Origin of the sequence: Desulfolithobacter dissulfuricans (genome assembly GCF_025998535.1) — a bacterium.
GTDB classification, from domain to species: domain Bacteria; phylum Desulfobacterota; class Desulfobulbia; order Desulfobulbales; family Desulfobulbaceae; genus Desulfolithobacter; species Desulfolithobacter dissulfuricans.
The window spans coordinates 2,728,614-2,741,247 of sequence record NZ_AP024233.1; the positions used below are offsets into that span (position 1 = coordinate 2,728,614).

A 12,634-nucleotide genomic window follows, 5' to 3' on the forward strand; every position below is an offset into this window, starting at 1 on the left:
CCATGCTCTTTTTTGAACAGCTTCTAAACGGTCTGCAGCTCGGGGTCATGCTCTTTCTCATGTCCGCCGGCCTGACCCTGGTCTTTGGCATCATGCAGGTGGTCAACCTGGCCCATGGCAGTTTCTATATGATTGGCGCTTATGTGGCGGCGACGGTGACCATGCACAGCGGCTCGTTCATGCTGGGACTGCTCGCCGCCCTGCCGGCCGCGGCCCTGGCCGGCATGGTGGTGGAACTGCTCATTTTGCGCCGACTCTACCACCGCGACCACCTGGACCAGGTGCTGGCCACCTTTGGACTGATCTTTTTCTTCAACGAACTGACCCGGATAATCTGGGGCCGGCAGCCCCTGTTCATGGACGTGCCACCCTGGCTCGCCGGTTCGGTGGAACTGCTGCCCGGAGTCAACTATCCCGTCTACCGGCTGGCTATCATCGCGGTGGGTATCCTGGTGGCACTGTTTCTCTACCTGCTCTTCGCCCGGACCCGCCTGGGCATGCAGATCCGGGCCGGGGCCACCAACCGGGAAATGGTGGCCGCCCTGGGGGTCAATATCCGGCTGCTCTACACCCTGATATTTGGCCTCGGCACCCTGCTGGCCGGCCTGGCCGGCGTCATGGCCGGTCCCATCCTGGCGGTGGAGGCAGGCATGGGCGAATCCATTCTGATTCTCACCTTTGTGGTTATAGTGATCGGTGGGATCGGCTCGGTGCGCGGGGCGCTGGTCGGGGCAGTGCTGGTCGGGGTGGTGGATACCCTGGCCCGCTCCTTTCTTCCCGACCTGTTCCGCCTGTTTCTCGATTCTTCGGCCGCCGACCGGATGGGCGCCGCCCTGGCCTCCATGTCGGTCTATATCTTCATGGCCCTGATCCTCACCTGCAAACCGGCTGGCCTGTTCCCTGTCAATGACTGACCCCGTACCCCTGAAACATACCGGTATCCTTGCGAAGTGCAGGCGGAATGTGGCTACCATCCTGGTGTTTGGTCTGCTGCTGACTCTGCCCTGGCTGCTGGATCTCATAGACCAGCAGTACCTGCTCTCCCTGGCCACCCGGGTCCTGATCTACGGCCTGGCCGCCTCCAGCCTCAACCTGATTCTTGGCTATGGCGGCATGGTCAGCCTGGGACATGCGGCCTTCACGGGAATCGGCGGCTATACCGTGGCGATACTGGCCTTTCACAGCTACGAAAAAACACCGATCCTCGGCTGGCTCCCCTGGCTGCAGGGTACGGAAAACGGGCTGGTGGCCTGGCCGCTGGCCATGGCCCTGGCCGCCCTGTTTGGCCTCATCACCGGCGCCATCTCCCTGCGGACCAAGGGTATGCATTTTATCATGATCACCCTGGCCTTTGCCCAGATGGTCTATTTTTTCTTCACCTCGCTGGACACCTATGGTGGCTCGGACGGCCTCGCCCTGTACGGCCGGAACCAGCTGCCCGTCCTGGATCTCGGGTCAGACCGCAATTTCTATTTTCTCTGCCTGGGGATCCTGCTTACTTTTCTCTACCTGACGTATCGGCTGGTCCATGCCCGGTTTGGCCGGGTACTGATCGGCAGCCGGGAAAACGAACAGCGGCTCCAGGTCCTGGGCTATGCCACCTTCGGCTACAGGTTATTCTCCTACTGCCTGGCCGGAGCGGCCGCCGGACTGGCCGGAGCCCTGCTGGTGAACCAGGGAGAATTTGTCAGCCCGGGCCTGATCCACTGGACCCGTTCCGGAGAAATAATGGTCATGGTCCTGCTGGGCGGCATGGGTACCCTGACCGGACCGGTGCTTGGCGCGGCCGCCCTGCTGCTTTTGGAAGAATACCTGGCCATGTACACCGAGCACTGGATGGTCATCCTCGGGCCTTTCCTCATTCTCGTGGTCCTCTTTGCCCGGGGCGGTCTCCATGGACTCCTGTTTGGTCAAAAGGAAGGGTCATGACCGAGCCTCTGCTCCAGCTGCGAAACATTCAAAAATCCTTTGGTGGACTGCGGGTCTGCGACCAGATCGACCTGGCAGTGGTCCCTGGTGAACTGCACGCTCTCATCGGTCCCAACGGGGCTGGCAAGACCACTCTCCTGAACCTGATCACCGGCTTGCTGGAAGCCGACAGCGGGACCCTGCTTTTCAAGAAAAAGGATATCACCACAAGTCCTGTCCATGTCCGGGCCCGGCTCGGCATGGCCCGCTCTTTTCAGATCACCTCTCTTTTCCAGGGTTTTACCGTTAAGGAAAACATCATGCTTGCCGTGCAGGCCCTTGACGGTTCCAGCTACCGGTTCTGGAAACGGGCGGACTCTGATCCGAACCTGGTGGAACCAAGCCGCCACATCATGGAGCGCATGGGGCTTTTGCACAGGGCCGGGATGCCGGCCTCGCAGCTTTCCCATGGCGAACAGCGACTGCTGGAATTGGGCATGGCCCTGGCCACCGAACCGGACCTGCTGCTCCTGGACGAACCCATGGCCGGGCTGGGGCCGGGCAGTACCCGAAAAATGACGGAGCTGATCCGGCAACTCAAAGGCTCGCTCACCATCGTGCTGGTTGAGCACGACATGCAGGCGGTCTTTTCCCTGGCTGACCGGATAACGGTTCTGGTCCAGGGACAGGTTACCGCCACCGGGACCCCGGACACCATCCGGGCCAATCCCCTGGTACAGGAGGCCTACCTGGGAACGTCATGCTGAAACTGGAAGGGGTGGAAACATTTTACGGCAACGCCCAGGCCCTGTTCGGCGTCTCCTTTACCGTCGGCCCGGGGGAGGTGGTGGCCATCATGGGCCGCAACGGTATGGGCAAGACCACGGTCATCCGCTCGATCATGGGCCTGACTCCACCGGCCGGAGGCACCATCACCTACCACGGGCACCCCCTCCACACCCTGCCCTCATTCAGGATCGCCCGCCTTGGTATCGGCCTTGTCCCGGAAGGACGCCAAATCTTCCCCACCCTCACGGTACGGGAAAACCTGCTGGCCGTGGCCGCCAACTACAGCCACAGTTCCAGGCCCTACAACCTGGAGCGGGTGGTCTCCATCTTTCCCCGGCTGGCGGAACGGCTCGACCACCTGGGCCGGGAGCTGTCCGGTGGCGAGCAGCAGATGCTGGCCATAGCCCGGGCCCTGATGATCAATCCCTCGCTCCTGCTGCTGGACGAGGCCACCGAGGGCCTGGCACCCATCATCTGCGAGGAGATCTGGCAGGGACTGACCATTCTCAAGGATCGGGGACTCTCCATCCTGGTGGTGGACAAGAACATCGACGCCCTGCTCCGGATCTCCAACCGGTGCTGTGTCATGGAAAAGGGCCGGGTTGTCTGGAGCGACACTGCTCCTTTCCGGGCCTTCACAGACCAGGTAAAGATGCGCTACCTTGGCGTGTAGCTGAACCACCCCCCTTCCCAGGCCCCGGTTCTTTCCTCGGCTCCCAATCTTCCCCCCTGCCCCACCGGCTTCTTCGGCTTCCGCACGGCATAACCTCCCCATCTTGATCCAGTGAAAAAAAGGTGTCACGGTCTATGCCTCAAGAGGGCACACTCTATACTCTCCTGATCCTGAGCATGGGCATTCCTACCCGGAAAACCTTAGCAAAAATAAAAATTACTTTCAGAAAAGATTAATTCTTGACAAAGATAGGCAAATAAAACATACTCTCAATAAATAATAATTACTACCAACGATCAATTATGCCTGTTACCAAGGAACAGATAGCCCGTTTTGAAGCAGCATGCCGGACCCATGGACTCAAGATTACCCAACAGCGGTTGGAGATCTACCGAACCCTGCACCAGTCCACCAGTCACCCTTCGGCTGAAGCCCTCTACAGGCAACTGGTCCGGCTGATGCCCACCCTGTCACTGGATACGGTGTATCGAACCCTGGCCACCTTTGAGGAGCTTGGCCTGGTGAAGCGGGTGGAGACCACCGGTAACCAGTCCCGTTTTGAGGCCAGAACCGAACAGCACCACCATTTTTTCTGCGATAATTGCGGCCAGCTGCTGGATTTCACCTGGCCCACCTTTGACTCCATGCCCCTGCCCGATGAGCTGGAACAAATGGGGCAGATCCGGGAAAAGAACCTGGTCCTTCACGGCCTGTGTTCCCGCTGCCTGGCAGGAAAAAACAACAACAAACAGAACACCGGACCATGAGTTGAGGCAGCCGCTCACCCGGGCTCACCGCCACAGACCCAAAACAGTCTATGCACCGCGGTGCAGCAGGAAGAGGCAAAATCCTGCGGAATGGATAACCACTCATCCCTCAAGATCTCTGCCGCCACAACACCAAAAAAATCAGGAGACTATGAAATGTCGGAAAAGAAGAAATTGACCAGTAACGGCGGAGCACCGGTGGGTGACAACCAGAACGTACTGACCGCCGGTCCCCGCGGACCGATGCTGCTGCAGGATGTATGGTTCCTGGAAAAACTTGCCCATTTTGACAGGGAGGTTATTCCCGAGCGTCGGATGCATGCCAAGGGGTCAGGTGCCTACGGCACCTTTACGGTTACCCACGACATCACCCGCTACACCCGGGCAAAGATCTTTTCCCAGGTGGGCAAGAAAACCGAACTCTTCGCCCGCTTCTCCACCGTGGCCGGCGAACGGGGCGCGGCGGACGCAGAGCGGGATATCCGCGGCTTTGCGCTCAAGTTCTACACCGAGGAGGGCAACTGGGATCTGGTGGGCAACAACACACCGGTATTTTTTCTCAGGGACCCGCTGAAATTCCCGGATCTCAACCATGCGGTCAAACGCGATCCGCGCAACAACATGCGCAGTGCAAAAAACAACTGGGATTTCTGGACCCTGCTGCCCGAGGCCCTGCACCAGGTCACCATCACCATGAGTGACCGCGGCATCCCGGCAAGCTACCGGCACATGCACGGGTTCGGCAGCCATACCTTCAGCCTGATCAACAGCGATAACGAGCGGTTCTGGGTCAAGTTCCATTTCCACACCCAGCAGGGTATCAAGAACCTGACCGATGCCGAGGCCGAAGCCCTGATCGGCCGGGACCGGGAAAGCCATCAGCGGGACCTGTACGAAAGCATAGAAAACGGTAATTTTCCCCGCTGGACCATGTACATCCAGGTCATGGAGGAAAAAGAGGCCGCCAACTGCCCCTATAATCCCTTTGATCTGACCAAGATCTGGTACCACAAGGACTATCCGCTGATCAAAGTGGGAGAACTGGAGTTGAACCGGAACCCGGAAAACTATTTTGCCGAGGTGGAGCAGTCTGCCTTCAATCCCGCCAGCGTGGTGCCGGGGATCGGATTTTCTCCGGACAAGATGCTGCAGGGCCGTCTCTTTTCCTACGGCGACGCCCAGCGTTATCGATTGGGAGTCAACCATCAGCAGATCCCGGTCAATGCCCCGAAGTGTCCCTTTCACAACTACCACCGCGACGGCGCCATGCGGGTGGACGGCAACCACGGCAGCACCATTGGGTATGAACCCAACAGTTATGGCGAATGGCAGGATCAGCCTGATTTCACCGAACCGCCGCTTTCCCTGGAAGGGGCAGCCGCTCACTGGAATCACCGGGAAGATGACGATTACTATACCCAGCCCGGCAAGCTCTTTCGCCTGATGAGCCCCGAGCAGCAGCAGGTGCTGTTTGAAAATACGTCCCGGGCCATGGGTGATGCGCCAAGGGAAATCAAACTGCGCCATATCGGCAACTGCATGAAGGCCGATCCCGCCTATGGCCGAGGTGTGGCCAAGGCAGCCGGTATCCCCATGGATGAGCTCTCCGACTGACACTCCGATCCGGCAACCGGACATGAACAACAGTCAGGATCCAGGTGTCTCCCGGCCGTCGACCGGCAGCCGGGAGACTGGGTTTCACAGATAGACAATCTCGCCGGAATACTCCACCAGCCGTCCACCGTCATCCAGTCTCAGCACCAGCCCGCCCTGATTATCCACCGCTTCCACCCGGGCCTCGTAAAGTGGTGAGCGCTGGACATCAAAGCCGTAGCGTACCCGTTTCCCCACACTGTCACTGAGGCGTCGCCAGCCTGCCAGCACCAGGTCTTCTTCCCGGTCATTTTCAAGTTCCAGTTCCTCCTGGTAATGAACCAGGCCCAGATTCCAGGAGAGCCGGGCCAGCAGGCAGCGGGCGGCAAGCCCCAGATCCACCTCCCTGCCGGTCTCCAGGGCGACACTGGTGGCTGTTCCCTCCAATTCTGCAGGAAAACAACTGTTGTTCACGTTCATGCCTATACCGAGGAGATAAAACCGCTCACCTGCCGGACTGATATGGGTCTGAGACAGCACGCCGCAGAGTTTCCTTCCCTGCACATGGATATCATTGACCCATTTGATGGCCGCTTTTTCGACCTGGAGAAAACGGGCTGTTTCGCAGCAGGCCACGCCCACGGCCAGGGGAAGCAGGCCGGCGTAGCGGGGCAGCAGAGTATCGGCCCAGGCCAGGGCCAGCCACAGGCCACCGGGCGGGGCATACCAGTTGCGGTCAAAACGACCGTTCGATCCGTTCAAGGCCCCGGCAAGAACCACGGTGCCGCTTGCCAGGGTCGAACCCTCTTCTTCCGCCGACCGGATAAGCTCCCGCAGCCGATCCATGCAGCGATCCAGTCGGGTATGCTGTTCGATAACAGAACCGACCACAGCCCCGTAGCGATATATCTTGCCGATGGCCTCATCATCCAGGGCCGGGCCAGGAAAAGATGGAGCTGATCTGTGGAGAAAATGGAGGATATCGTGGTGGGCCAGCGGGAACAAACCTGTCACCGAAACCGGGCGCCGTTCACGGGCCGAGCGGATCCTGGGCGCAAGCCGGGATTCAGTCCCACTCGGCCTTGACCCGCGTTATGATCTTCTGCACCAGTGGTAGTTTCTCCTCGGCACAGACACCAAAGAGAGGAACACCCTGATCCACGGAATCGCCCGGCTTGAAGTAGACGGAATGGATAATGCCCGGTTCACCGGTATAGAACACCGGGGTGTCGCGTTTCATCAGCGACATGGTGATAATCTCGTCTCCGGGATGGATCATCACCGAGCGGGCCCCTTTCTGATTGATCCTGGCCTGGATATCCATGGCAAAATAGTAGCGGGCCCGTTCCGGGGCCGGGAAGAGATAGAGAACCTCCTGGAGGATCGCCTCGATGATCTCTTTCTTCTTCAGGGGATGGCGGATGGTGAGCAATTTTTCGCCGGCCTCGACAAACTGCCCTTCCAACTCGCCGCGGATCATGGAGACCGTACCGTTGGTCCGGGCGGAGACGATCTTGGGATTGCGCTCGCGGGTTATCTCATAGAGCGGTGTGCCGGGAATATGTTTCCACTCACCGGTTGGCCCCTTCACCTCGGCACCATCCTCGACCAGAAAGCGCACCTTGCCGGTGTGGATGGCTTCCATGTCCACATAATCGTAGGGGTCGGACCGATAGCGGCTGATTATTTCGTCAAAATGGATTTCCTGCTGGGACACGGGTCTTGTCTGGTCTCTCTTGGCCGGCCGGACCGGCAGTTTTTCTCTGGCTTCAGTCCCTCAGGTCGTGGCCTGAAGCCGCCATACTTACCATACTTATTTTTCAGGCTACCCTTCAGTTGTCAACAGGGTCGGGACTTCAGTGGCCACCACCGGTTTCATGTCCTGTCTCCTCCCCACCGTGTCCAGCCGCGCCGGATGCGGCTTCACCATGACCACCCTCGTGCCGGTGGAGGGAGAAGACCGGTTCGGTCACCAGCTCGAAATCAACAAGCCGGCAGCTCAGGGCCTCGGCTCGGCTGTTGACATAACGCGAAGTCATGGAGACATGCCCCATGGTCTTGCCCGCGGGCAGGATACCGCTCAAGAGAAACGGCTCCCGGTCCAGGTAGCGGCCGCTCCTGTCGAAGAACTCGCAGAGGATCTCGATATTTCTCACATCGTGCTCACTAGCGTTGCCGAGCACAAATTCAGCGCTGACGATGTTTGACTGCTGCTCACCAAGGTTATAGTCGACAAGCGTCACCTTATCCATGAACGGGGCTGCCTCCGCGGACGGTTCCGGCTCCGAGACCAGGAGCCCCTTCGGGGTAAGGGCCGAACCGATCCTGGTGACACCGGTTATCACCAGAAGTAACAGCGCCACACACAGAGCAAAATTTGCCCAAAACTGCTTGTTCATGGTATCCTCCTTGATTCGGTGGAAATACGGTTTGCAAACCGTGCATTTTACCCTGCAGTTTATACTTTCACTTTGACAAGATAGCAAGGCTATTTTAGTTTGAACAGGGTGACCACCCATCCTGCGCAAAACAAAAAACCTCATGATTACAAATAGTTTTAAGTTCAATCCATTACCATCCGGCACCACACTGCTCCGGGAGTGTTTGCGGACAGGCAGGTTGGCAGGCCACCGGGCATCCCATGGAAGCAGATAAGATCTACATAAACGGTACAGTCCAGGAGGACTTCACCTTCAACGAACGGGTGGCCGAGGTCTTCGATGACATGGTCTGCCGCTCTGTGCCCTTCTATGGGGCGGTGATCGACTGTATTGCCGGCCTGCTCCGGCAGATGGCCTGTCCGGGGGCCACGCTCTTTGACCTGGGCTGCTCCACCGGCTCGACTCTGCTGGAACTCAGCCGGAGACTCGAGGACCTGGACATGCGCTTCATCGGGGTCGACAACGCCCCGGCCATGCTGGAGAAAGCCCGACGCAAGGCGGCCATGTTTTCCCGCACCGGTGACATCCGCTTTGTCGAAGCCGACATCACCTCGGTGGACCTGTCAGGGGCTGATATCATTATCTGCAACTATACCCTGCAGTTCGTGCGTCCCCTGGTCCGTCAGGACTTTGTCAACCGGCTGGCCCGCCACCTCTCCCCTGGCGGCATCCTGATCATCAGTGAAAAGATCATCAGCCATGATCCGCGCCTCAACCGGGAATACATCAACATGTACCACCGGTTCAAACGCCAGCACGGCTATTCGGAACTGGAGATCGCCGCCAAACGCGAGGCCCTGGAAAACGTCCTGATTCCCTTTTCCATCCAGGAGAACATGGAACTGCTGCGCCAGGCCGGCTTCACCTCGGTGGAAACATTTTTCCAGTGGTGCAATTTCGCATCCTTTATCGCTGTCAAACCTCCGGAAGGTCAGGATGGATAGATATCTGCACCACTTCCCGCAGGCGGACAGACAGGCCATCCTCAAGGTCTGGACGGAAAAGAACCAGTGGGTCAACCAGCCCAAGAAAGGCTTCCTGCGCTACCGGGAACCCATGCAGAGGGTCTCCGGGCTACGGGCCTCGTGCTGTGACTTCACAGGCGACACCGTGGTCATCGGCCGGCCCGACGACATCTCTGCCGACCAGCATACCCGGCTCTACGCTGCCCTGCGCCAATTCATGCCCTGGCGCAAGGGCCCGTTCGAAGTTTTCGGTATCGAGATCGACGCCGAATGGCGCAGTGAGCGCAAATGGCGGCGTATCCTCCCGGAACTGCCGGACCTGCGGAGCAAGGTGGTGGCCGACATCGGCTGCAACAACGGTTACTACATGTTCCGCATGCTCCCGCACGAGCCCGCCTTTGTGCTCGGCTTTGAGCCCTATGTCCAGCATTACTATACCTTCCACACCCTCAACACCTTTGCCCGCCAGGACAATCTCAGCGTGGAACTCTTCGGCATCGAACACCTGCCCCTGTTTCCCGACAGCTTTGATGTGATCTTCTGCCTGGGCATTCTCTATCACCGGCCCTCGCCCATAGAGGCCCTGCGCGACCTGCACCGGGCGCTCAAGCCCGGCGGCACAGTGATCATCGAGTCCCAGGCCATTCCCGGTGAGGAACCGGTGGCCCTTTTTCCGGAAAAGACCTATGCCAAGGTACCGGGCACCTGGTTCGTACCCACCGGTGCCTGCCTGCGTAACTGGCTTGCCCGCACCGGTTTCACCGATATCCTGATGTTTGACAGCCACCCCATGAGCAGCAGGGATCAACGACGGACCGAGTGGATGGTCTTTGAATCCTACGAAGATTTTATTGACAAGGAAAATCCGGCGCTTACTATAGAGAAGTATCCTGCACCCTGGCGGGTATTTTTCAAGGCAACCAAAAACAAGTAGTCGTTAACTCCCGGAAAGGCGTCAGGCATTTTCAGACATGCCGGACGACAGCCGCTTTCCGGACGGGCGCTAACCCAAAAAGAGGAAGACTGTCATGAATCCAGAAGAGTGCACCCTGTACCACGGCGGCCTCAAGGGCGCGGAATCGCTCTTTGGCGAAACAGCAGAAAAATACGGGGTCAAGGAAGTGATTTTCACCTTCGAAGGACACCGGCTCAACCGCGACAAGAACCCTGTAGTTCTCAGCGACGAAGAACTCCTGCGCGGCGATATCTCCATGGAAATCGCCTCCAGGATGATGAACCGGACCTATTACGAGACCGAAAAAATCCGCAAGGTTCTCCAGACCATCTTCCACATGGTGAACAAGGGCCACCAGATCTTTGTCATCGGCACCATTCTGGAAGACAATTCGGTCAAGGGTGGAACCGGCTGGGCCGTGGAACTGGCCAAGCTGTTCAACCGGCCGCTCCACGTCTATGACCAGAACCACAGAAAATGGTTCACCTGGGAAAACGGGACCTGGCAGGAAGACACCCCGAAAATCACCTATGACACCTTTGTCGGTTCGGGCACCCGCTACCTGAGCGACGATGGCCGGGCGGCCATAGAGCAGCTCTTTGCCGACAGTTTCCAGAAATAGCGTTTTTTTTACTGCCGGGCGGTCCTGTCCTTCATCCGCCCGGCAGCGCTCCAGCCATCCACCCACCGGGCACCCCGTCCAGCTCTTCCCTAACAAGCTGTTTCCCCGTCCCTTTGCCTGCACCCTGACACCATTGGGCTTGCATTACAGCCCCATGGGGGGTATAGAAAAGGGTATTTTCTTCGTCTGGAACCATTGAAACACAAAGACTTATCATATCTTTCCGGCATTCCTGCGCGGAAAGAGAACAGCAACTCTGATCACCCATGGCTGACAACACACTCCATATCATTGTTACCGGAGAACAGGGCCGCGGCCGAACCTTTGTCCTCCGAAAAAAAACGATCCGCAACTCCCTGCTGGGCATCCTCCTTCTGGCCCTGCTTTTGAGCACAACATCCCTGCAGGGGCTGCGCTACTTTCAGGAAAATCTTCAGCTGCAGAGCAAAATCGCCACCCTGCACACCCAGCTGGCCGACCGGGACAGGGAGCTGGCGGCACTGGATACGGATCGCCGGGAGTTGCACCACCAGCTTGCCGAGGCGGCAGAGAAACAGTTGCAGCTTGAAGAGGAAAAAAACCGGCTGGCTGCAGCCTATGAAGAAAAAATCGCCGCACTCAAGAAAGAGCAGGAAGAACTGCTGGCCACTTCCATCAGCCGGCTGGACCAGCGCAGCCGCGTAATCGAGACAGTCATGGACAAGCTCGGGGTGGAGCTCAAGGTGGAAGACGACCCGGACCACAGCGGTGGTCTGTTTATTGCCATGGATGGCAAATACGGCGATAAACTCCTTGGCCGGACCGACCATTACCTGGAAGTACTGAACCGGGTACCGCTGGGCAGGCCGGTCAGTGCCAGTATCAGTTCCCGGTTTGGCCGCCGCACCGACCCGATGAACAAGAAGCAGGCCTTTCACTCCGGTATCGACTTCCGCAGCAATTACGGCGACAAGGTCCGGGCCACCGGCGACGCGGTGGTCAAGGTCTCATCGCGCAACAAGGGCCTGGGCAACTATATTATCCTGGACCATGGCAACGGTTACGAGACCGTCTTTGCCCACCTGAGTAAACGACTGGTCAAACGGGGAGACAGGATCACCCGCGGCCAGGTGATCGGGCTGGTGGGCAACACCGGTCGCAGCACCGGGGCCCATCTCCACTACGAACTCCGACGCAACGGCCGGGCCATCAACCCGATGCCGTTTTTCACCCTTGCTGGGATAGACCTCAACGCCAACAACTGATTCCATGCCACTGTTCAGCAAAAAAGACGATCTGGAAAAGGAGGCGGTACGCGCCTCAAAAGAGGCCATCTCCTCCATCATTGCCAAGGAAATGCAGATTACCGGAGAGATCCAGTTCAAGGGCAAGGCCCGCATTGACGGGACAGTGGACGGGAACATCAGCGGTGAATATCTGGTGCTCAGTGAAAGTGGCCGGGTAAACGGCGACCTTGTGGTCGATGCCCTGGTCTGTCACGGCACCGTCGAGGGGAACATTCAAGCCAAACTGGTGACCGCCCACACCACGGCCATCATTCGCGGCCGCCTGGAATCAGCCAACCTCACCGTCGAATCCGGCGCCACCCTGGAGGGCGAGATCAAGGCCATCCGAAAGCAGCCGCCGGGAGACAGACCGACATCTGTTTCTTCCGCGCCGGAGAAGCCACCCTCCAGTGGCAAGAACACCGGCAGTTAGAGCCAGGATCCTGAACCAGTGAAGCTGGAATTTCATCGCAGGCGCCAGGTAAGCGAGGACTCCGGGAAGAGGCCCATTGATCAGAGTGATGCTCCATCAATGGGTTGAAAATTCCAGCTCCCGAAGGACGGCCCCATTGGGAAGGTGATTTGCACCACCAGTGGTACCGGTCCTTTTTAATGGTTGCTCAAGCATGACAGCAAAAAACAAAACCTCTGCGTCA

Annotated in this window: 14 protein-coding genes; 11 read left to right on the top strand and 3 right to left on the bottom strand. The window is 58.5% G+C overall.

Annotation, left to right across the window (positions count from 1 at the left end; all coding sequences use genetic code 11):
* Nucleotides 1-2 precede the first annotated feature (2 nt).
* The 6 genes from GF1_RS12185 (at nt 3) to GF1_RS12210 (ending at nt 5,751) form a co-directional block, all read left to right on the top strand.
* Nucleotides 3-914, top strand: a complete 912-nt coding sequence (locus GF1_RS12185; protein WP_267926820.1) for a branched-chain amino acid ABC transporter permease — start codon at nt 3-5, stop codon at nt 912-914.
* A gap of 49 nt (nt 915-963) precedes the next feature.
* Nucleotides 964-1,929 (top strand): branched-chain amino acid ABC transporter permease, encoded by a 966-nt coding sequence (locus tag GF1_RS12190; protein ID WP_267926821.1) that lies wholly within the window; start codon nt 964-966, stop codon nt 1,927-1,929.
* The gene (locus GF1_RS12195; protein ID WP_267926822.1) at nt 1,926-2,675 is read left to right on the top strand and encodes an ABC transporter ATP-binding protein; all 750 of its coding nucleotides are present in this window, start codon (nt 1,926-1,928) and stop codon (nt 2,673-2,675) included. Before GF1_RS12190 ends, GF1_RS12195 begins: the two co-directional genes overlap by 4 nt.
* Nucleotides 2,669-3,370, top strand: a complete 702-nt coding sequence (locus GF1_RS12200) for an ABC transporter ATP-binding protein (protein WP_267926823.1) — start codon at nt 2,669-2,671, stop codon at nt 3,368-3,370. The genes GF1_RS12195 and GF1_RS12200 overlap by 7 nt, the downstream gene beginning before the upstream one ends.
* Before the next feature lie 302 nt (nt 3,371-3,672).
* Nucleotides 3,673-4,137 (top strand): Fur family transcriptional regulator, encoded by a 465-nt coding sequence (locus tag GF1_RS12205; RefSeq protein WP_267926824.1) that lies wholly within the window; start codon nt 3,673-3,675, stop codon nt 4,135-4,137.
* A 156-nt stretch (nt 4,138-4,293) separates the two neighbouring features.
* Nucleotides 4,294-5,751 (top strand): catalase, encoded by a 1,458-nt coding sequence (locus tag GF1_RS12210; protein WP_267926825.1) that lies wholly within the window; start codon nt 4,294-4,296, stop codon nt 5,749-5,751.
* Nucleotides 5,752-5,835: 84 nt separating this feature from the next.
* Here the strand turns inward: GF1_RS12210 and GF1_RS12215 are convergent, their stop codons facing one another.
* The 3 genes from GF1_RS12215 to GF1_RS12225 form a co-directional block, all read right to left on the bottom strand.
* On the bottom strand, nt 5,836-6,735 hold the full coding sequence (locus GF1_RS12215; protein WP_267926826.1) for a biotin--[acetyl-CoA-carboxylase] ligase: 900 nt from the start codon (nt 6,733-6,735) through the stop codon (nt 5,836-5,838).
* A gap of 61 nt (nt 6,736-6,796) precedes the next feature.
* Nucleotides 6,797-7,447, bottom strand: coding sequence for a biotin/lipoyl attachment domain-containing protein (locus GF1_RS12220; RefSeq protein ID WP_267926827.1), 651 nt, complete (start codon nt 7,445-7,447; stop codon nt 6,797-6,799).
* Nucleotides 7,448-7,586: 139 nt separating this feature from the next.
* The gene (locus tag GF1_RS12225; RefSeq protein ID WP_267926828.1) at nt 7,587-8,129 is read right to left on the bottom strand and encodes a hypothetical protein; all 543 of its coding nucleotides are present in this window, start codon (nt 8,127-8,129) and stop codon (nt 7,587-7,589) included.
* 242 nt (nt 8,130-8,371) lie between these two features.
* Here GF1_RS12225 and cmoA point away from each other — a divergent pair, with 242 nt between their 5' ends.
* The 5 genes from cmoA to GF1_RS12250 all read left to right on the top strand — a co-directional run bounded on the left by cmoA (nt 8,372) and on the right by GF1_RS12250 (nt 12,411).
* Complete coding sequence (cmoA, locus tag GF1_RS12230) at nt 8,372-9,115, top strand: carboxy-S-adenosyl-L-methionine synthase CmoA (protein WP_267926829.1); 744 nt, start codon at nt 8,372-8,374, stop codon at nt 9,113-9,115.
* The gene (gene cmoB / locus GF1_RS12235) at nt 9,108-10,070 is read left to right on the top strand and encodes a tRNA 5-methoxyuridine(34)/uridine 5-oxyacetic acid(34) synthase CmoB (RefSeq protein WP_267926830.1); all 963 of its coding nucleotides are present in this window, start codon (nt 9,108-9,110) and stop codon (nt 10,068-10,070) included. The genes cmoA and cmoB overlap by 8 nt, the downstream gene beginning before the upstream one ends.
* A gap of 94 nt (nt 10,071-10,164) precedes the next feature.
* Nucleotides 10,165-10,713 (top strand): hypothetical protein, encoded by a 549-nt coding sequence (locus tag GF1_RS12240; protein WP_267926831.1) that lies wholly within the window; start codon nt 10,165-10,167, stop codon nt 10,711-10,713.
* Between the two features lie 266 nt (nt 10,714-10,979).
* Nucleotides 10,980-11,957 carry a M23 family metallopeptidase gene (locus GF1_RS12245; protein WP_267926832.1) on the top strand — a complete coding sequence of 326 codons (978 nt, stop codon included), beginning with the start codon at nt 10,980-10,982 and terminating at the stop codon, nt 11,955-11,957.
* 4 nt (nt 11,958-11,961) lie between these two features.
* The gene (locus tag GF1_RS12250) at nt 11,962-12,411 is read left to right on the top strand and encodes a bactofilin family protein (protein ID WP_267926833.1); all 450 of its coding nucleotides are present in this window, start codon (nt 11,962-11,964) and stop codon (nt 12,409-12,411) included.
* The last annotated feature ends 223 nt before the right edge of the window (nt 12,412-12,634 follow it).